This window comes from Pseudomonas putida (assembly GCF_003228315.1).
In the GTDB taxonomy this organism is placed as follows: domain Bacteria; phylum Pseudomonadota; class Gammaproteobacteria; order Pseudomonadales; family Pseudomonadaceae; genus Aquipseudomonas; species Aquipseudomonas putida_S.
This window is the reverse complement of the sequence record NZ_CP029693.1, coordinates 5,384,554-5,404,518: the sequence shown is the minus strand read 5'-3', so window position 1 is coordinate 5,404,518 and position 19,965 is coordinate 5,384,554. Positions and strand designations below refer to the sequence as shown.

Annotated in this window: 19 protein-coding genes; 15 read left to right on the top strand and 4 right to left on the bottom strand. The window is 59.9% G+C overall.

Annotated features, from left to right (window positions below; translation table 11 throughout):
• Nucleotides 1–49 precede the first annotated feature (49 nt).
• Nucleotides 50–730: a tellurite resistance TerB family protein gene (locus DKY63_RS25265; RefSeq protein WP_110966602.1), complete on the bottom strand. Its 681-nt coding sequence runs from the start codon at nucleotides 728–730 to the stop codon at nucleotides 50–52.
• 206 nt (nucleotides 731–936) lie between these two features.
• Here DKY63_RS25265 and DKY63_RS25260 point away from each other — a divergent pair, with 206 nt between their 5' ends.
• The 8 genes from DKY63_RS25260 to DKY63_RS25225 all read left to right on the top strand — a co-directional run bounded on the left by DKY63_RS25260 (nucleotide 937) and on the right by DKY63_RS25225 (nucleotide 10,952).
• Nucleotides 937–1,851, top strand: a complete 915-nt coding sequence (locus tag DKY63_RS25260; RefSeq protein WP_110966601.1) for a LysR family transcriptional regulator — start codon at nucleotides 937–939, stop codon at nucleotides 1,849–1,851.
• Nucleotides 1,852–1,953: 102 nt separating this feature from the next.
• Nucleotides 1,954–3,441 (top strand): gamma-aminobutyraldehyde dehydrogenase, encoded by a 1,488-nt coding sequence (locus DKY63_RS25255; protein WP_110966600.1) that lies wholly within the window; start codon nucleotides 1,954–1,956, stop codon nucleotides 3,439–3,441.
• 83 nt (nucleotides 3,442–3,524) lie between these two features.
• Nucleotides 3,525–4,676 carry a putative ABC transporter substrate-binding protein YdcS gene (gene ydcS, locus DKY63_RS25250; protein ID WP_110966599.1) on the top strand — a complete coding sequence of 384 codons (1,152 nt, stop codon included), beginning with the start codon at nucleotides 3,525–3,527 and terminating at the stop codon, nucleotides 4,674–4,676.
• A gap of 188 nt (nucleotides 4,677–4,864) precedes the next feature.
• On the top strand, nucleotides 4,865–5,902 hold the full coding sequence (locus DKY63_RS25245) for an ABC transporter ATP-binding protein (protein WP_110966598.1): 1,038 nt from the start codon (nucleotides 4,865–4,867) through the stop codon (nucleotides 5,900–5,902).
• 1 nt (nucleotide 5,903) lies between these two features.
• Nucleotides 5,904–6,851: an ABC transporter permease gene (locus DKY63_RS25240; RefSeq protein ID WP_110966597.1), complete on the top strand. Its 948-nt coding sequence runs from the start codon at nucleotides 5,904–5,906 to the stop codon at nucleotides 6,849–6,851.
• The gene (locus DKY63_RS25235) at nucleotides 6,841–7,650 is read left to right on the top strand and encodes an ABC transporter permease (RefSeq protein ID WP_110966596.1); all 810 of its coding nucleotides are present in this window, start codon (nucleotides 6,841–6,843) and stop codon (nucleotides 7,648–7,650) included. Before DKY63_RS25240 ends, DKY63_RS25235 begins: the two co-directional genes overlap by 11 nt.
• 160 nt (nucleotides 7,651–7,810) lie before the next feature.
• On the top strand, nucleotides 7,811–9,235 hold the full coding sequence (locus DKY63_RS25230; RefSeq protein WP_110966595.1) for a gamma-aminobutyraldehyde dehydrogenase: 1,425 nt from the start codon (nucleotides 7,811–7,813) through the stop codon (nucleotides 9,233–9,235).
• A gap of 232 nt (nucleotides 9,236–9,467) precedes the next feature.
• The gene (locus DKY63_RS25225) at nucleotides 9,468–10,952 is read left to right on the top strand and encodes an APC family permease (RefSeq protein ID WP_110966594.1); all 1,485 of its coding nucleotides are present in this window, start codon (nucleotides 9,468–9,470) and stop codon (nucleotides 10,950–10,952) included.
• Nucleotides 10,953–11,011: 59 nt separating this feature from the next.
• Here DKY63_RS25225 and DKY63_RS25220 read toward each other — a convergent pair whose 3' ends face one another.
• Both DKY63_RS25220 and DKY63_RS25215 read right to left on the bottom strand, forming a co-directional pair.
• The gene (locus DKY63_RS25220; RefSeq protein ID WP_110966593.1) at nucleotides 11,012–11,638 is read right to left on the bottom strand and encodes an RloB family protein; all 627 of its coding nucleotides are present in this window, start codon (nucleotides 11,636–11,638) and stop codon (nucleotides 11,012–11,014) included.
• Nucleotides 11,639–11,640: 2 nt separating this feature from the next.
• A complete protein-coding gene (locus tag DKY63_RS25215; protein ID WP_110966592.1) occupies nucleotides 11,641–12,894 on the bottom strand; it encodes an AAA family ATPase in 1,254 nt (417 codons plus the stop codon).
• Between the two features lie 439 nt (nucleotides 12,895–13,333).
• Between DKY63_RS25215 and DKY63_RS25210 the strand changes: the two genes are divergently transcribed.
• A complete protein-coding gene (locus DKY63_RS25210) occupies nucleotides 13,334–13,840 on the top strand; it encodes a BRO-N domain-containing protein (protein WP_110966591.1) in 507 nt (168 codons plus the stop codon).
• A gap of 78 nt (nucleotides 13,841–13,918) precedes the next feature.
• Complete coding sequence (locus DKY63_RS32725; protein ID WP_110966590.1) at nucleotides 13,919–14,113, top strand: hypothetical protein; 195 nt, start codon at nucleotides 13,919–13,921, stop codon at nucleotides 14,111–14,113.
• A 10-nt stretch (nucleotides 14,114–14,123) separates the two neighbouring features.
• Here the strand turns inward: DKY63_RS32725 and DKY63_RS25200 are convergent, their stop codons facing one another.
• Nucleotides 14,124–14,309: a hypothetical protein gene (locus tag DKY63_RS25200; RefSeq protein ID WP_110966589.1), complete on the bottom strand. Its 186-nt coding sequence runs from the start codon at nucleotides 14,307–14,309 to the stop codon at nucleotides 14,124–14,126.
• A gap of 415 nt (nucleotides 14,310–14,724) precedes the next feature.
• Between DKY63_RS25200 and DKY63_RS25195 the strand changes: the two genes are divergently transcribed.
• The 5 genes from DKY63_RS25195 (at nucleotide 14,725) to DKY63_RS25175 (ending at nucleotide 19,877) form a co-directional block, all read left to right on the top strand.
• The gene (locus DKY63_RS25195) at nucleotides 14,725–16,350 is read left to right on the top strand and encodes a glucan biosynthesis protein D (protein WP_110966588.1); all 1,626 of its coding nucleotides are present in this window, start codon (nucleotides 14,725–14,727) and stop codon (nucleotides 16,348–16,350) included.
• A gap of 276 nt (nucleotides 16,351–16,626) precedes the next feature.
• Nucleotides 16,627–17,541, top strand: a complete 915-nt coding sequence (locus tag DKY63_RS25190) for a glutamate/aspartate ABC transporter substrate-binding protein (protein WP_110967980.1) — start codon at nucleotides 16,627–16,629, stop codon at nucleotides 17,539–17,541.
• Between the two features lie 187 nt (nucleotides 17,542–17,728).
• Nucleotides 17,729–18,475 carry an amino acid ABC transporter permease gene (locus DKY63_RS25185; protein ID WP_110966587.1) on the top strand — a complete coding sequence of 249 codons (747 nt, stop codon included), beginning with the start codon at nucleotides 17,729–17,731 and terminating at the stop codon, nucleotides 18,473–18,475.
• Nucleotides 18,475–19,146, top strand: a complete 672-nt coding sequence (locus DKY63_RS25180; RefSeq protein WP_110966586.1) for an amino acid ABC transporter permease — start codon at nucleotides 18,475–18,477, stop codon at nucleotides 19,144–19,146. Before DKY63_RS25185 ends, DKY63_RS25180 begins: the two co-directional genes overlap by 1 nt.
• Nucleotides 19,143–19,877 (top strand): amino acid ABC transporter ATP-binding protein, encoded by a 735-nt coding sequence (locus DKY63_RS25175; RefSeq protein ID WP_110966585.1) that lies wholly within the window; start codon nucleotides 19,143–19,145, stop codon nucleotides 19,875–19,877. The genes DKY63_RS25180 and DKY63_RS25175 overlap by 4 nt, the downstream gene beginning before the upstream one ends.
• Nucleotides 19,878–19,965 lie beyond the last annotated feature (88 nt).

Sequence of the window (19,965 nt, the reverse complement as noted above, 5' to 3'; positions counted from 1 at the left end):
ACCAGAATCCTGTAGGAGCAAGGCTTGCCCGCGATGGCGGCCTGGAGACCTACGCGGAAGCCAAACGCACCTGCTTCTCCAGCTCGGCCTTCAACCCAGGTTCCAGCTTGAGCTGGCGCGCCAGCTCATCGAGGTAGGACTTCTCCATGAAACTCTCCTCGTCCACCAGCATGACGCTGGCGATGTACATCTCCGCCGCCATTTCCGGGGTGCGGGCGGCGCGGGCAACGTCGCTCGGGTCCAAGGGCTTGTTGAGCTCGGCGTGCAGCCAGTGCCGTAGCTCCTGATCGTTGTCGAGTTTGACGAATTCGCCTTCGATCAGCTCGCGCTCACGCTCGTCGATGTGACCGTCCGCCTTGGCTGCCGCCACCAGGGCCTTGAGAATCGCCTGGCTGTGTTGCTCCACTTGTGCGGCGGGCAGGCGATCGAGAGTCTGCGGTTCATTTTTCGGCGCCGCGCCCTGCTGGGCCTGCCAATTGCCATAGGCCTTGTAGGCCAGGACGCCCAACGCGGCGAGACCGCCATAAACCGCGACTTTGCCGCCTACCTTGCGCGCCTTCTTGCTGCCCAGCAGCAGCCCCATCGCGCCAGCCGCCAAAGCGCCACCGCCCGCCCCTGACAACAGGCTGCCGAGACCGCCGGCACTCTTGTTCTGTGTGCCACCGGCCTTGTTCTGCAAAAGCTCCTGACCCGATTTCAACAGTTGATCAAGCAATCCACGGGTGTTCATTTGCGCCTCCGTAACAGGATTTATCCGGCTAATAAGGCCCCCAGCCTAGTTCGAAAGTGCCCGACGCCCGCCCGCGAGAGTGCTTCCAGATGTTGCTCCGCTGCCCCTTCACTTGCAGCTAGAAGCTCACGGCTTGCAGCTGCTTTCGGAAAATTCGATATACACTCGACCGAATCGATAAAAACAGCCCACCGGGTACCCATCCCATGATGACCTTGCGTCAGATCCGCCATTTCATCGCCGTGGCCGAGACCGGCTCGATCTCCGCCGCCGCGCAAACCGCGTTCATTTCCCAGTCCACCCTGACCCTGGCGATCCAGCAACTGGAAGAGGAAATTGGCGTCAGCCTGTTCAGCCGCCACGCCAAGGGCATGACCCTGACCCACCAGGGCCATCAGTTCCTGCGCCAGGCACACCTGATTCTCGCCACCGTCGATAACGCCAAGCGCAGCCTGCAACAGAGCACCGACCAGGTGGCCGGGCAATTGATCGTCGGGGTAACCAGTCTGGTAGCCGGTTACTACCTGGCGGATTTGCTCACCCGCTTCCAGCGCGCCTACCCCAACGTGGAAATCCGCGTGATGGAGGACGAACGCCCGTACATCGAGCATTTGCTGGTCAGCGGCGAGATCGATGTCGGCGTGCTGATCCTTTCCAACCTCGAAGACCGCCACGCTTTGCAGACCGAAGTGCTGACCCACTCGCCCCACCGACTATGGCTGCCAGCCCAGCACCCGCTGCTGGAACACGACAGCATCAACCTCGCCGACGTCGCCCGCGAGCCCTTGATTCAGTTGAACGTCGATGAAATGGACCGCAACGCCCAGCGCATGTGGACGGCAGCGTCCCTGCAGCCACGCATCACCTTGCGCACCGCCTCGACCGAAGCGGTGCGAAGCCTGGTGGCCGCCGGGCTGGGCGTGTCGATTCAGCCAGACATGACCTACCGCCCGTGGTCGCTGGAGGGCGACATCATCGAAGCGCGGCCGATCGCCGACCTCAGCCAGACCCTCGACGTCGGCCTGGCCTGGCGTCGCGGCACCGCACGCCCGGCGCTGGTGGACCCATTCCTGACCGTCGCCCGCGAGCAACCCCACGGCGGACGCAAGCCATCTATTTAATCGAACGCCACCTTCAGTATTTAGAATTTGTCGACCTCGGGTCCGCGCACTAGTCTTGATCCATCTATATAAGACGGCCGGCCCCCAGTCACAGGGAGCAGCATGGCCTTACAAGAAAAGAGAACCCGAAAAATGGCTGGCGCGCAGACCCCGTTGTTCACCGCGTTGTTGATCGATGGCGAATTGGTCGCGGGCCAGGGTTTTGTCGAACCGATCCTCAACCCCGCCACCGGGGAAGTGCTGACGCAAATCGCCGAAGCCAGCACCGAACAAGTCGAAGCCGCCATCCTTGCCGCCCACCGCGCCTTCGCCGGCTGGTCGCGGACCACGCCGCAGCAACGCTCGAACCTGTTGCTCGACATCGCCAACGCCATCGAAAAAAACGCCGACCTGCTCGCCCGCCTCGAAGCCCTCAATTGCGGCAAGCCACTGCACCTGGCCCGTCAGGATGACCTGACGGCCACGGTCGATGTATTCCGCTTCTTCGCCGGTGCCGTGCGTTGCCAGACCGGCCAGCTCAGCGGCGAATACCTGCCGGGCTATACCAGCATGGTGCGCCGCGATCCGATTGGCGTGGTGGCGTCGATTGCGCCGTGGAACTACCCAATCATGATGGCCGCGTGGAAAATCGCCCCGGCCCTGGCCGCCGGCAATACGCTGGTATTCAAACCCTCCGAACATACCCCGCTATCGATCCTCGCGCTCGCACCGGCACTGGCCGAGATCCTGCCACCCGGTGTGATCAACATTGTGTGTGGTGGTGGCGAAGGCGTCGGCAGCCATCTGGTCAGCCACCCCAAGGTGCGCATGGTGTCGCTGACCGGCGACATCGTCACCGGCCAGAAAATCCTTCAGGCCGCGTCGAAAACCCTCAAGCGCACGCACCTTGAACTCGGCGGCAAGGCCCCGGTGATCGTCTGCAACGATGCCGACATCCAGGCCGTGGTCGAAGGCGTGCGCACCTACGGTTACTACAACGCCGGCCAGGATTGCACCGCCGCGTGCCGGGTCTACGCACAGGCCGGAATTCACGACCGTCTGGTGGCGGAACTCGGTGCGGCAGTGAGCAGCCTGCGCTTTGCCGGCAAGCGCGACGCCGACAACGAAATCGGCCCATTGATCAGCACCCGCCAGCGCGACCGCGTGGCCAGCTTCGTCGAACGCGCCCTCGGCCAGCCACACATCGAACGAGTGACCGGTGCGGCTGTGCATTCAGGCGCCGGTTTCTACTACCAGCCGACCTTGCTGGCCGGCTGCAAACAGAGCGACGAAATCGTCCAGCGCGAGGTGTTCGGCCCGGTGGTCACCGTGACCCGCTTCGATCAACTGGAGCATGCGGTGGACTGGGCCAACGACTCGGAATACGGCCTGGCGTCCTCGGTCTGGACGCAGAACCTGGACAAGGCGATGCAGGTCGCCGCGCGCCTGCAGTACGGCTGCACCTGGATCAACAGCCATTTCATGCTGGTCAGCGAAATGCCTCACGGCGGCCTCAAGCGCTCGGGCTACGGCAAGGACCTGTCCAGCGATTCACTGCAGGACTACAGCGTGGTGCGGCACATCATGGCGCGCCACGGGCAACATCTCTGACTACGCTAATAACAAGCCGCCAACGGCATGCTTCACCACGTTCAAAACTGCCCCGACCATAATTTAAAGAAGAGGGAATTCCCATGTTCGTGCACAAGACCGCACTGCTCAGTGCAATCACCACCGCGCTGCTGGCCAGTGCCTGTGTCCAGGCCGCCGAGCCGCTGAAGGCTGTCGGCGCCGGCGAAGGCCAGTTGGATATTGTGGCGTGGCCCGGCTACATCGAACGTGGCGAAAGCGACAAGGCTTACGACTGGGTCACCGGTTTCGAGAAGGAAACCGGCTGCAAGGTCAACGTGAAAACCGCCGCCACCTCCGATGAGATGGTCAGCCTGATGGCCAAGGGCGGTTACGACCTGGTCACCGCCTCTGGCGACGCCTCCCTGCGCCTGATCGTCGGCAAGCGTGTGCAGCCGATCAACACCGCGCTGATCCCGAACTGGAAGAACCTCGACCCGCGCCTGAAAGATGCGCCGTGGTACGTGGTCAACAAGCAGGTCTACGGCACCCCGTACCAGTGGGGCCCGAACGTGCTGATGTACAACACCAACGTGTTCAAGACCGCGCCGGATAGCTGGGGCGTGGTGTTCAACGCGGAAAACCTGCCGGACGGCAAAGCGAACAAGGGCCGCGTTCAGGCCTATGACGGCCCGATCTACATCGCTGACGCGGCGCTGTACCTGAAGACCGCCAAGCCGGAACTGGGGATCAAGAACCCCTACGAACTGACTGAAGAGCAATACAAGGCGGTGCTCGATCTGTTGCGCGCGCAGCAGCCGCTGATCCACCGCTACTGGCATGACACCACTGTACAAATGAGCGACTTCAAGAACGAAGGCGTGGTCGCCTCCGGCGCCTGGCCGTATCAGGTCAACGGCCTGGTGAACGAGAAACAGCCGATCGCCTCGACCATCCCGAAAGAAGGCGCTACCGGGTGGGCCGACACCACCATGATGCACACCGACGCCAAGCACCCCAACTGCGCCTACAAGTGGATGGACTGGTCGCTGCAACCGAAAGTCCAGGGTGACGTAGCGGCCTGGTTCGGCTCGTTGCCAGCGGTACCAGCGGCGTGCAAGGAAAGCGAACTGCTCGGCGCCGAGGGCTGCAAGACCAACGGTTTCGACAATTTCGACAAGATCGCCTTCTGGAAAACCCCGCAGGCCGAGGGCGGCAAGTTCGTGCCGTACAGCCGCTGGACCCAGGACTACATCGCGATCATGGGCGGCAGATAACACACACATCTCGTTCCCACGCTCCGCGTGGGAATGCAGCCAGTGACGCTCTGCGTCACACGCCGAAGCGGACGCAGAGCGTCCGGGGAGGCATTCCCACGCGGAGCGTGGGAACGATCATCAATGAAGATTTCAGAAGTCCAGGCAGGGCCGCTGCGACGGCCCTCGCCTTTTTGGAGCACCGCACCATGACGCTTGCAGTCCAGTTCACCAACGTTTCCCGTCAGTTCGGCGAAGTGAAAGCCGTTGACCGGGTTTCCATCGACATCCAGGACGGCGAGTTTTTCTCCATGCTGGGGCCTTCGGGTTCGGGCAAAACCACCTGTCTGCGCCTGATCGCCGGTTTTGAACAACCGAGCGCAGGCTCCATCCGTATTCATGGCGAGGAAGCCGCCGGGCTGCCGCCGTATCAGCGTGACGTGAACACCGTGTTCCAGGATTACGCGTTGTTCCCGCACATGAACGTACGCGACAACGTCGCCTACGGTTTGAAAGTCAAGGGCGTGGCCAAGGGCGAACGCCTCAAGCGCGCCGAAGAAGCCCTCGACATGGTCGCCCTCGGCGGCTACGGCGAGCGCAAGCCGGTACAGCTCTCCGGCGGCCAGCGCCAGCGCGTGGCCCTGGCCCGTGCCCTGGTCAACCGCCCGCGAGTGCTGCTGCTCGACGAACCCCTCGGCGCGCTGGACCTGAAGCTGCGCGAGCAAATGCAGGGCGAGCTGAAGAAGCTGCAACGCCAGCTCGGCATCACCTTCATTTTCGTTACCCACGACCAGACCGAAGCGCTGTCGATGTCCGACCGCGTTGCGGTGTTCAACAAAGGCCGTATCGAACAGGTCGACTCACCACGCAACCTGTACATGAAACCGTCGACCACCTTCGTCGCAGAATTCGTCGGCACCTCCAACGTGATTCGCGGCGACCTGGCCCGTGAGTTGAGCGGCAATCCACAGCCGTTTTCGATCCGCCCGGAACACGTGCGTTTCGCCAACGGCCCGCTGGCCAGTCACGAGATCGAGATCACCGGGCTCCTGCACGACATCCAGTACCAGGGCAGCGCCACCCGCTATGAATTGAAGCTGGATAACGGCCAGACCCTGAACATCAGCCAGGCCAACAACCAATGGCTCGACACCAGCGCCCAGCACCAGACCGGGCAACGCATGACCGCGCGCTGGGCTCGCGAGGCCATGATCCCGTTGCACGACACCCTGGCGAGCGGGGTGTGAGATGAACACCATGGCTATCTCTGAAACGACAGCGGGCGGCTCCGCGCTACGCAGGTTTTCCAACCTGCTGTATCGCCGGCCGAACCTGTACCTGTCGATGCTGCTGGTACCGCCGCTGCTGTGGTTCGGCGCCATTTACCTGGGCTCTTTGCTGACGCTGCTGTGGCAAGGCTTCTACACCTTCGACGACTTCACCATGGCGGTCACTCCCGACCTGACCCTGGCGAATTTCGCCGCGCTGTTCCAGCCCTCGAACTTCGACATCATCCTGCGCACCCTGAGCATGGCCATCGTCGTGTCCATCGCCAGCGCCATCGTCGCGTTCCCGATTGCCTACTACATGGCGCGCTACACCACCGGCAAGACCAAGGCGTTTTTCTACATCGCGGTGATGATGCCGATGTGGGCCAGTTACATCGTCAAGGCCTATGCCTGGACGCTGCTGCTGGCCAAGGGCGGCGTGGCGCAGTGGTTCGTCCAGCACTTGGGGATGGAGTCGCTGTTGCACGTCGTGCTGGGCATTCCGGGCGTGGGTGGCAGTACCTTGTCGACCTCGCACCTGGGCCGCTTCATGGTGTTCGTCTACATCTGGCTGCCGTTCATGATCCTGCCGATCCAGGCCTCGCTGGAACGCCTGCCGCCGTCGCTGCTGCAAGCTTCCGCCGACCTCGGCGCCAAGCCACGCCAGACCTTCATGCAGGTGATCCTGCCGCTGTCGGTGCCGGGGATTGCCGCCGGTTCCATCTTCACGTTTTCGCTGACCCTGGGCGACTTCATCGTGCCGCAACTGGTGGGCCCGCCGGGCTACTTCGTGGGCAGCATGGTGTATGCCCAGCAAGGTGCGATCGGCAACATGCCGATGGCCGCCGCGTTCACCCTGGTGCCGATCGTGCTGATCGCCATCTACCTGTCCATCGTCAAACGTCTGGGGGCCTTCGATGCACTCTGAGAAAGCCTCTTTAGGCCTGAAAATCGCAGCCTGGGGCGGGTTGGTGTTCCTGCACTTCCCGATCCTGATCATCTTCATGTACGCCTTCAACACCGAAGACGCGGCGTTCAGCTTTCCGCCCAAGGGCTTCACCCTGAAGTGGATCGGCGTGGCGTTCGCCCGGCCCGACGTGCTGGAAGCGATCAAGCTGTCGCTTCAAATCGCCTCGATCGCCACGCTGATTGCCCTGGTCCTTGGGACCCTGGCGTCGGCGGCGTTGTACCGCCGGGATTTCTTCGGCAAGCAAGGGATCTCGCTGATGCTGATCCTGCCGATTGCCCTGCCGGGAATCATCACCGGGATTGCCCTGCTGGCGACCTTCAAGACGCTGGGGATCGAGCCGGGGATGTTCACCATCATCGTCGGCCACGCGACCTTCTGCGTGGTGATCGTCTACAACAACGTCATCGCCCGCTTGCGCCGCACTTCCCACAGTTTGATCGAGGCCTCGATGGACCTCGGCGCCGACGGCTGGCAGACCTTCCGCTACATCATCCTGCCGAACCTGGGCTCGGCGTTGCTGGCCGGCGGCATGTTGGCGTTCGCGCTGTCGTTCGACGAAATCATCGTCACCACCTTCACCGCCGGCCACGAACGGACCCTGCCGCTGTGGCTGCTCAACCAGCTCAGCCGCCCACGGGATGTGCCGGTGACCAACGTCGTGGCGATGCTGGTGATGATGGTGACCATGCTGCCGATTCTCGGCGCCTATTACCTGACCCGGGGCGGTGAAAGCGTCGCGGGGAGTGGCGGGAAGTAAACCAACAACAGACATCCACTATCCCCTGTAGGAGCGAGCCTGCTCGCGATGACTGACTGACATTCAACACAGATGTCGCCGGTCAGACCGCTATCGCGAGCAGGCTCGCTCCTACAGGGACCGTATTCAAAACAAGAACAGCTTTGAAGAGGACAAAACCATGCAAACCCAACTCCTGATCAACGGCCAACTGGTCAACGGCGAAGGCCCCGCACAGCCGGTGTTCAACCCGGCGCTGGGCCGAGTGCTGGTGGAAATCAGCGAAGCCAGCGAAGCCCAGGTCGATGCCGCGGTGCGCGCCGCCGATGCCGCGTTCGACAGTTGGTCGCAGACCCCGCCAAAGGAGCGCTCGCTGCTGCTGCTCAAACTCGCCGACGCCATCGAAGCCCACGGCGAAGAGTTGGCCAAGCTGGAGTCGGACAACTGCGGCAAGCCTTACAGCGCCGCACTGAACGACGAGATCCCGGCGATCGCCGACGTGTTCCGTTTCTTCGCCGGCGCCAGCCGTTGCATGAGCGGTTCGGCCGGTGGCGAGTACCTGCCAGGCCACACCTCGATGATCCGCCGCGACCCGGTGGGCGTGATTGCCTCCATCGCGCCGTGGAACTACCCGTTGATGATGGTCGCCTGGAAAATCGCCCCGGCCCTGGCCGCCGGCAATACCGTGGTGCTCAAACCGTCGGAGCAAACCCCGCTGACCGCCCTGCGCCTGGCGCAACTGGCGTCGGACATTTTCCCGGCTGGCGTACTCAACCTCGTATTCGGTCGTGGTCCAACCGTTGGCAGCCCGCTGGTCACCCACCCGAAAGTGCGCATGGTGTCGCTGACCGGTTCCATCGCCACCGGCTCGAACATCATTTCCAGCACCGCCGACAGCGTCAAACGCATGCACATGGAACTGGGTGGCAAGGCCCCGGTGATCATCTTCGACGACGCTGACATCGATGCGGCCGTGGAAGGCATCCGCACCTTCGGTTTCTACAACGCCGGGCAAGACTGCACCGCCGCCTGCCGCATCTATGCACAGGAAGGCATCTACGAGAAGTTCGTCGAGAAGCTCGGTGCCGCCGTGAGCAGCATCAAGTACGGCGTGCAGGATGATCCGTCGACCGAACTCGGCCCGCTGATCACCGCGCAACACCGCGACCGCGTGGCCGGTTTCGTCGAGCGCGCCATCGCGCAACCGCACATTCGCCTGATCACCGGCGGCAAGGCAGTGGATGGCAATGGCTTCTTCTTTGAGCCGACCGTGCTGGCCGACGCGCAACAGGACGACGAAATCGTTCGCCGCGAAGTGTTCGGGCCGGTGGTGTCCGTGACGAAATTCAGCGACGAGGCACAGGTTCTGGGCTGGGCCAATGATTCGGACTACGGCCTGGCGTCCTCGGTGTGGACCGCCGATGTGGGTCGCGCCCATCGTCTGTCGGCCCGCCTGCAGTACGGCTGCACCTGGGTCAACACGCACTTCATGCTGGTCAGCGAAATGCCTCACGGCGGTCAGAAGCTGTCCGGGTACGGCAAGGACATGTCGATGTATGGGTTGGAGGACTACACCGTCGTTCGCCATGTGATGTTCAAGCACTAACAGCGTTAAAAGCATCGCGAGCAAGCTTTGCTCCCACAGGTTTTTGTCGCGCTACAAAACCTGTGGGAGCAAGGCTTGCCCGCGATGGAGTCACCCACGGTTTCAGGGCCGAGACCGGCATTACGCACCACCAGGTTTCAAACACAACAAAAACCACCGATCCGGGCAGCGCCGCCAAGGCCCTGCCACGGTTTCGGACATCCGAAATCTGCCGATTTTCCGGAGCACACTTATGAGTTCATCATCCGATCTCACTTCAGTCGTTGCCGACAGCGATGCCGAGCAACTGCGCAAACTGGGCTACACCTCCAACTTCAACCGCAGCATGAGCCTGTGGGAAAACTTCGCCCTGGGCTTCACCTACCTCTCCCCGGTCGTAGGGGTGTATACCCTCTTCGGCCTGTGCCTCGCCGCCGGCGGGCCACCGATGTTCTGGGCCTATCTGCTGGTCGGTTGCGGCCAGATGCTGGTGTGCCTGATCTTCGGTGAAGTGGTTTCGCAGTTCCCGATTTCCGGTGGTGTGTACCCCTGGGCCCGTCGCCTGGTAGGCAAGCGCTGGGCGTGGATGGTCGGCTGGATCTACTCCATCGCCCTGTGCGTGACCATCGCCGCCGTTGCGGTCGGCGCCGGTCCTTACCTCGCAGCAATGCTGGGCTTTGAGCCGAGCAACAACACCAACATCGTCATTGCCCTGGTGCTGACGCTGTTCGCCACCCTGGTCAACCTCAGCGGCACCAAGGTGCTGGCGCGCATTGCCATGTTCGGCTTTCTCTGCGAACTGGTGGGCGCGGTGATCGTCGGTGTGTACCTGCTGATCTTCGAACGTCATCAGCCGATCAGCGTGCTGTTCAACACCTTCGACATCAGCGTCAACGGCTCGTACCTGCCGGCGTTCCTGACTGCCTCGCTGGCGGGGATGTTCCTGTACTACGGCTTCGAGGCCTGCGGCGACGTGGCCGAAGAAACCCCGAACCCGAGCAAGAAAATCCCGGTGGCCATGCGCATGACCATCTACATCGGCGGTGTCGCGGCGATGTTCGCCTGCCTGGCGCTGATCCTCGCCGTACCGGACATGAAGGCCGTGATCGACGGCACCGACAAGGACCCGGTGGGCACCATCCTCAACAACGCCTTCGGCCCGGTGGGCTCGAAAATGGTCATGGGCGTGGTGATGATTTCCTTCATCTCCTGCGTCATCAGCCTGCAAGCGGCGGCCAGTCGCCTGCTGTACTCCTACGCCCGTGACGAGATGGTGATTGGCAGCCGACTGCTGAAGAAGATTTCGCCTAACACCCAGGTGCCGGTTGCCGCGCTGTTCGTCTCCGGCGTGCTGCCGGCGCTGATCATCATCCTCGGCTTCTTCCTGCAGGATGCGGTCGCCACCATCGTCAGCTTCGCCGCCATCGGCATCTACCTGGCGTTCCAGATGATCGTGCTCGGCGCCCTGTACGCACGCATGAAAGGCTGGAAACCGAGCGGCAAATTCACTCTCGGCGCCTGGGGCTGGCTGGTCAACATCGGTGCCCTGGCCTACGGCATCGGCGCCATCATCAACATGGCCTGGCCGCGTACCCCGGACGCCGCGTGGTACATCAACTACGCCATGGTCCTGAGCACTGCCATCGTGATCGGCCTGGGGCTGCTGTACATGTGGATCGCCAAGCCGTATGACCACGGTTCGGCGCCTGCGGGGGATGCGTGGAAGGTGAGTCGGTAAACATTTCACCTTTCGGTCCAACACCCTGCCCGTAGAGATGCGGGCAGGGGTTGATAACCTTAGATGAGTTGCGGTTTTGAAAGCGTTTCGAATTCGTCCATGAGCAAGTGGATTTCGGTACTTGGGTTAGGTTCACCACTGATAACGACGTCAGCAAGAATCCTCGGTGCCAGCACTCTCGCCGTTGCAAACGGCTCACCCAGCAGTTGGGCGAAACATCGGGTGCCTTTGCCCTTATCGTACTTTTCCATGCTGGGTTTCTCTCTCAGACTCTTCACCACCAAATCACCCGGTGAATGTTTCCCGACAGACCTGAACGGCTTTCGGTTAAAACCGAAGTGCAGAAGAAGCCAGAACTCGAAGCAGGGATATGAAGCAATGATTCTGATCTTGGGATGGGAGCTGGCAATATTCATTGCGCGCTGAAAGCAGAGATGCGTATCGCGATCCAAAACACAAAACACTTTGTCGAAGCTTTTTTGCCGGACGACGGCTCGCTCTACAATACCGCTTGGGTGTGTTACTCCACAGTGAACGATCTCAACCTGCGCCTTGGCTCGAAAATGAAATGCAGCGTCTTCCAGATACCGCTTCCCTGATTGGCTGTCCTCGCACAGCACCAGCACTTTTGGCTGAGGTTTGAATCGGGGGGCCTTGCGATCAAAGGATTTGCTCGAACTTTTCATACTTATCCCTGCCTTATCAGCGGTAACCCGCGATAACGGCCTTCAAAGTAGCGCTTCTCCAAATCCTCACTTTCCCGTCCCTCAAAGTCATGAACAGAAAACAGGCTTGTGGCGCCTTGAGCATCACGTTCAGTAATCCAGAACTGATCGCGACGTAAGATCTTTTTGTTCATAAGATGCGTATCGTGAGTGGCAAAGATCAACTGAGTATCCAGACCACTGTCCAAATGCTTGCCGATCAAATCAGTAACGATTTCAGAGTGCAGGCTACTGTCCAGTTCATCAACACAAAGGACTCCGCTACCACCTGCCTGACTCATCATGAACCAGGGCAACCAGAAGCCGATCAGGCTCTTTGTCCCGCACGACTCTTCGGAAAAATCGAAATCCGCATCGCCCGAAATACTGGTGTGCGTCAGGGTCAACTTGTCCTTTTTTGCAGCGGCAAAGAAATCCTTCAGCGTGATTTTTTTATTGTTCTGGGTCGAATCGGCTTCGTCTGAATTGAGTTCGATGGCTGATACCGGGATATCCAGCGCTTTAAGAAAGTCCCGCAGGTCGTTTTTGTGATCTGACACCATCTTAAGAAATCTGATAGATGCCGCAGACAGTCCTATCATAGTGTTTTGTTCAACCACGAGAAGCCCGGTTTGAAACCAACTGAATGGAGCCCGCAACTGGCGCAATTCTTCACTGCTGTTGGTTACAGCTTGGGCGAGAAACAACATTTTTGGGCTAGTCAAGCGCCGCCATGCGCAATGGACCTCTTTGCCACCCTCCAGCGTTTTACCGAAAACATAGTGTTCGCCTTCAGCATCGAAGTGGCGGTCATAAAGGAGGGTTTCTTTTCCTCTCGGATAGGCAACCAATTGTTCTTGAACAATCCTCTCTCCGGTCAATCCAAGTACAAACCGATAGCGCAGCCCTGATTGGATGAAGTTGTATTCGAAAACACTGGGTTCATTCTTCAGTGCGCGATCAAAGCGAAAAGGTGAGACCGGGAGCGGTTCGCCATTCGAGCCTGAGGTCGTGACCAGCAAACGGCCAACTACCCCCATCGCCCGTATCAACGACGATTTTCCGGAGGCGTTCGGGCCGTAAATTGCAGCCACCTTCAATAGGTCAGGAAGCCTCTCTGAGTTCGTGGGTGGTGAGAAAAGATTGCGAGTCTTGCTTAGACGAGGCGTTGCCGCCATCGACAGGGTTTGCCTGTCGCGGAAGGAGCGGTAATTGGAAACCGAAAATTCGATCAGCATGGAGAAAACCTGCAGTTCATTCCTTGGTTTCGAATAAATAAAGGAAAAACGGCACCTCAGGTGTTGTTTCACTGCACGTCGCGCAAAAACAGAAAATCCCTACAGACCCTGCCTGCTTGCGAAGACTCTCATTCCTACAACAAGCGTCGCCAGAGTAGACTTGGCGCCGCGAGCGCCTGACCTATAGGCTTTGCCCCCTTCGCTGCACAATCAGCGATCCGGGGTCGAAGCCGGAACAAGTCAAAACGGTGCTTGCGCGTTGCCCATGGAACTGTGGCTGTTTTATGCCTTCAGTTCTGCTTCATGGTGGGCCGTGTGGCGCGGGCCTTTTGCCTTCCGTTTTGACCGAAAGTGTCCCGACTTCGAACGCCACTCGGCTCGCCACCCAATCTGTCGAAGGATTGGTGGCGAGGTTTTTACTCAAAACGGAAATCACGTCATGTCTACGAACGCTCAAAACTCGCCACCTACGTGCTTCACCCCCACCGCCTTCACCCGCCACAACCGCTTCCTCCATGCCTTCATGCAGGACCATCAAGCCTGGTTCTGTGTTCAGGATCTTGGTCGCCTGATGGGTATACCGCTGAATGAACGGCTCATCCAAAAGCTCGATCCCGATCAGCGCCGCCATGTCTGGACACTGATAAACGGCAAAACGCTCGAATCACTGATGGTCAGCGAATCAGGGGGATACGCGTTACTGGTTCACCACTTCATCCCCGAAAACCGTAATTTGAGGCAGTGGTTGAGTCATGAGGTTGTGCCAATGTTGCGAAATACGCAGACAACGACGGCAGAAGACTTGCCGAGCTTGAGTGCATTGCATTGGGCCGGCGTCACGGTGCCTTTGTTGCATTACCAATATCACGCGTGGATCAAATGGCGGGACATGCCTGATTTGATACAGGTACAGCGACCGTTTCCAGTTGTGGGTACTTGCAACTGAAGAGATAAACCCGGTCCCCTGTAGGAGCGAGCATGCTCGCTCCTACAGGAGAACTCATTCGAATGGGACACTCTCATCATGAGCAAAACTCGTAACGCCGAACGAAGCGTCGTTGAAATCATTCCAAGTAACAGTTCGTATGCAGAAAATTACTTCCAGTTGATCATTCGACAATTGGCCCTCCGCCAAGCAATCGACCTCGGCATTGCCGACGCCGATGCAGGAAAGCTGACCAGCCTGGCCACCGTAAAAGCCAAATGGCTCTCACGGTAGACAGGTCTGCTCAAAACCGCGAAACACTCCTCATCGCATCCACCAGATACCGCATCGCGATCCGGTCGCTCTCCGACAGTTCCCGATACCGCTCCACCAGCTTCATTTCCTCGCTATTGAGCCGTCGCCTTCGCCGCCCGATCCCCAGGCACGGAAAGATCCCCAACATTTCGGTGATGCCTTGTACTTTCGACATGGACGATGTCCTTCTCTACGTCAAAGAAAACTTCAGAAACCGCATCGCCCTAATCCCTTTTCCGGCAGCGCCCCATGGCCGCTGAACCGTACCGGCCCGAAGGGCATAAGCCGGTCATGACCACAGAATAGGAATATTCCCGGCGCTGAAAAGCGGTTTTTAGAGTAATTAGTCGAAAAAAGCAGAAATGCCCTCTAAATCAGACCGGGCTGTCGGAAATGTTTCCAGACACGTCTTGTTTCATTGGCGGGCTAGCGTCTTGCCATCAATCATTTTTGCTCTGCAATCGAACGGTTTAAGCTATCCGGCATCTGTTTAAAGTCCGTCGCGTTTGGCCGAAGGCATGTCCGAACCGTAATTTCTGATCCAGTACGTGCCAGGAACGGCGCGGGATTGTTCACGACAGGTTGTATTTATGCACCGCAGGAACTTGCTCAAAGCCTCCATGGCCATTGCCGCCTACACCGGTTTGTCCGCCACCGGCCTGCTTGCCGCCCGTGCCTGGGCCGCATCAGAGACCGCCGATGGCGAGGCCAAGGCCTTCGATTTCGATGCCCTGAAGATCCAGGCCAAACAGCTCGCCAGCAACCGCTACCAGGACACCAAGCAAGTGTTGCCGCCGACGCTGGCGACCATGACCCCGCAGAATTTCAACGCCATCCGCTACGACGGCGATCATTCGCTGTGGAAAGACAACAAAGGTCAGCTGGACGTGCAGTTCTTCCACGTCGGCATGGGGTTCAAGCAACCGGTGCGCATGTACAGCGTCGACCCCAAGACCCGCATGGCCCGCGAAGTGCACTTCCATCCGGCGCTGTTCAACTACGAAAACACCACGGTCGACACCAAGCAGCTGACCGGCGACCTGGGCTTCTCCGGTTTCAAGCTGTTCAAGGCCCCGGAGCTGGACAAGCACGACGTGGTGTCGTTCCTCGGCGCCAGCTACTTCCGTGCGGTGGATGCCACTGGCCAATATGGCCTGTCGGCGCGCGGCCTGGCCATCGACACCTACGCGAAAAAGCGCGAAGAATTCCCCGACTTCACCAAGTTCTGGTTCGAGACCCCGGACAAGGACAGCACTCGTTTTGTGGTCTATGCCCTGCTCGACTCCCCGAGCGCCACCGGCGCCTACCGCTTTGACATCGATTGCCAGGCCGAGCGCGTGGTGATGGAGGTTGATGCCCACGTGAACGCGCGTACCGCCATCGATCAACTGGGCATCGCGCCGATGACCAGCATGTTCAGCTGCGGCACCCACGAGCGCCGGATGTGCGACACCATTCACCCGCAGATTCACGACTCCGACCGCCTGGCGATGTGGCGCGGTAACGGTGAGTGGATCTGCCGTCCGCTGAACAACCCGGCCACCCTGCAATTCAACGCCTTCGCCGACAACGATCCGAAAGGTTTCGGCCTGGTGCAGACCGATCACGATTTCGCCAGCTATCAGGACACCGTCGACTGGTACAGCCGCCGCCCGAGCCTGTGGGTCGAGCCAACGACGCCATGGGGCGAAGGTTCGGTGGACCTGCTTGAGATCCCGACCACTGGCGAGACCATGGACAACATCGTCGCCTTCTGGACGCCGAAAAAACCGGTGGCCGCCGGCGACTCGCTGAACTACGGCTACAAGTTGTACTGGAGCGCGTTGCCGCCCGTAGGCACGCCGCTGGCCCGGGTTCATGCGACTCGCTCGGGAATGGGCGGCTTCACCGAGGGCTGGGCGCCTGGCGAGCACTACCCGGAAGTCTGGGCCCGCCGCTTTGCCGTGGATTTCACCGGTGGCGGCCTGGATCGCTTGCCCGCAGGCGCCGGCATTGAACCGGTGGTCACCTGCTCCAACGGCCAGGTGAAGGATTTCAGCGTGCTGGTGCTCGATGACATCAAGGGCTTCCGCATCCTGTTCGACTGGTACCCGACCAATGACAGCGTCGACCCGGTGGAGCTGCGCCTGTTCATTCGCACCAATGACCGCACGCTCAGTGAAACCTGGTTGTACCAGTACTTCCCGCCGGCACCGGACAAGCGCAAATACCCCTGATAGCGGGTTGCGCCCTTCCTCCATTCGGTTTTCCGAACGCGACCTTCGGGTCGGTTCGGATAACCGGATGTTTCAGCGCTGAAAAAGCCGCCACAAATATTTAATCCCCTTATAAATCAATGCCTTGACCTGTCGCGACTGGTCTGGCACGAGTCATGCTCTACACTTCTTCGACGAATGCCTGTTGCGCCAACACTTCAGGAGCCGTCAGGCATTCAAAGCACAAAAGGGCCGATGAACTGGCTCCATAAAAAAAACAATGTCGAGGAAAATTTGATGCGCATCGTTCCCCATATCCTGGGCGCAGCCATTGCTGCCGCTCTGATCAGCACACCAGTTTTCGCAGCCGAACTCACCGGCACCCTTAAGAAGATCAAAGAGTCCGGCGTCATCACCCTGGGCCACCGCGACGCTTCCATTCCTTTCTCCTACATCGCGGATGCCTCCGGCAAACCGATGGGCTACTCCCACGACCTGCAGCTGAAAGTCGTCGACGCCCTGAAAAAGGAACTGGACCTGCCTAACCTTCAGGTCAAGTACAACCTGGTGACCTCGCAGACCCGTATCCCGCTGGTGCAGAACGGCACCGTGGACCTGGAATGCGGTTCCACCACCAACAACGTCGAGCGTCAGCAACAAGTTGACTTCTCCGTCGGTATCTTCGAAGTCGGCACCCGCCTGCTGGCCAAGAAAGACTCCACCTACAAGGACTTCGACGACCTCAAGGGCAAGAACGTCGTGACCACCGCCGGCACCACTTCCGAGCGCATCCTCAAGGCGATGAACGCCGACAAGCAGATGGGCATGAACGTCATCTCCGCCAAAGACCACGGCGAATCCTTCCAGATGCTGGAAAGCGGCCGCGCCGTGGCCTTCATGATGGACGACGTACTGCTCGCCGGCGAAATGGCCAAGGCCAAGAAGCCGTCCGACTGGGCCGTGACCGGTACTCCACAGTCCTACGAAATCTACGGCTGCATGGTTCGCAAGGGCGACGAGCCGTTCAAGAAGGTCGTGGATGACGCCATCAAGTCCACCTACGCATCGGGCGAGATCAACAAGATCTACGACAAGTGGTTCCTGCAGCCAGTCCCGCCTAAAGGCGTGAACCTGAACTTCCCGATGAGCAACGAGCTCAAGGCCCTGATCGCCACGCCGACCGATAAAGCGGCTGACGACAAGAAATCCTGATTTCTGACTAACCTTATCTCCTGAAAGGGCCGTTGCCCTTTCGGGAGTTGTCACTTCCTGCTGGCAAACCTGGAAACACTCGAACCGGTGGCTGTCGAGCCGGTGGCGTGTGCCTGAATATCACGTTCAGGCGGGAACGGAGCTTCCCCCAAGCGGGTACATCGATTGATCTCAAGGGGAGACCCTAATGAATTACAACTGGGACTGGGGCGTGTTCTTCAAGTCCACCGGCGTGGGCAGCGAGACCTATCTCGACTGGTTCATCTCGGGACTTGGCTGGACCATCGGCATCGCCGTCGTGGCCTGGATCATCGCCCTGACACTGGGCTCGGTCCTGGGCGTCATGCGTACCGTGCCGAACCGCATCGTGTCGGGCATCGCCACCTGCTATGTCGAACTCTTCCGTAACGTGCCGCTGCTGGTTCAGCTGTTCATCTGGTACTTCCTGGTGCCCGACCTGCTGCCGCCCGACCTGCAGGAGTGGTACAAGCAGGACCTGAACCCGACCACCTCGGCCTTCCTCAGCGTCGTCGTGTGCCTGGGCCTGTTCACCGCCGCCCGGGTTTGCGAACAGGTGCGTACCGGCATCCAGGCCCTGCCGAAGGGCCAGGAATCCGCGGCCCGCGCCATGGGTTTCACCTTGCCGCAGATCTACTGGAACGTGCTGCTGCCCCAGGCCTACCGGATCATCATTCCGCCGCTCACCTCGGAATTTCTCAACGTCTTCAAGAACTCGTCCGTGGCCTCGCTGATCGGCCTGATGGAGCTGCTCGCGCAGACCAAGCAGACCGCCGAGTTCTCGGCCAACCTGTTCGAAGCGTTCACCCTGGCCACACTGATCTACTTCACCCTGAACATGAGCCTGATGTTGCTGATGCGCATGGTCGAGAAGAAGGTTGCCGTACCGGGCCTGATCTCCGTAGGGGGTAAATGATGGAATTCGATTTCTCGGGCATCGTCCCGTCCCTGCCGGGCCTGTGGAACGGCATGATCATGACCCTCAAGCTGATGGCCATGGGCGTCGTCGGCGGGATCGTCCTCGGCACCATCCTGGCGCTGTGCCGCCTGTCCCACAGCAAGCTGCTGTCGAACCTGGCCGGCGCCTACGTCAACTACTTCCGTTCGATTCCGCTGCTGCTGGTGATCACCTGGTTCTACCTGGCGGTACCGTTCGTGCTGCGCTGGATCACCGGCGAAGACACCCCGATCGGCGCGTTCACCTCGTGCATCGTGGCCTTCATGATGTTCGAAGCGGCGTACTTCTGCGAAATCGTCCGCGCCGGCGTGCAGTCGATCCCCAAGGGCCAGATGGGCGCCGCGCAAGCGCTGGGCATGACCTATGGCCAGATGATGCGCCTGATCATCCTGCCGCAGGCGTTCCGCAAGATGACCCCGCTGTTGCTGCAACAGAGCATCATCCTGTTCCAGGACACCTCGCTGGTCTACGCCGTCGGCCTGGTGGACTTCCTCAATGCTTCGCGCGCCAGCGGCGACATCATCGGCCGCTCCAATGAGTTCCTGATCTTCGCGGGGCTCGTTTACTTCATCATCAGCTTTGCCGCCTCGCAGTTGGTCAAGCGTCTGCAAAAAAGGATCACCGTATGATCTCTATCAAGAACATCAACAAGTGGTATGGGGACTTCCAGGTGCTGACCGATTGCAGCACCGAGGTCAAGAAAGGCGAAGTGATCGTGGTGTGCGGGCCGTCCGGTTCCGGCAAGTCGACCCTGATCAAATGCGTCAACGCACTGGAGCCGTTCCAGAAAGGTGACATCGTGGTCGACGGCACCTCCATCGCCGACCCGAAAACCAACCTGCCCAAGCTGCGCTCGCGCGTGGGCATGGTGTTCCAGCATTTCGAACTGTTCCCGCACCTGACCATCACCGAAAACCTGACCATCGCGCAGATCAAGGTGCTGGGTCGCAGCAAGGAAGAAGCGACCAAGAAAGGCCTGCAACTGCTGGAGCGCGTTGGTCTCTCGGCCCACGCCCACAAGCATCCGGGCCAATTGTCCGGTGGTCAGCAGCAGCGTGTGGCGATTGCCCGTGCGCTGGCGATGGACCCGATCGTCATGCTGTTCGACGAGCCGACCTCGGCGCTGGACCCGGAAATGGTCAACGAGGTGCTGGACGTGATGGTGCAACTGGCCCACGAAGGCATGACCATGATGTGCGTGACCCACGAAATGGGCTTCGCCCGTAAAGTGGCCGACCGGGTGATCTTCATGGACAAGGGCATGATCATCGAGGACTGTAAGAAAGAAGAGTTCTTCGGCGATATCAACGCCCGGGCCGAGCGTACGCAGCACTTCCTCAACAAGATTCTGCAGCACTAAGAAAAACACCGCTCCCTACTGTAGGAGCGAGCCTGCTCGCGATGGTGTGTCAGTCGGCACCTATGTAGCTGATACTCCATCGCGAGCA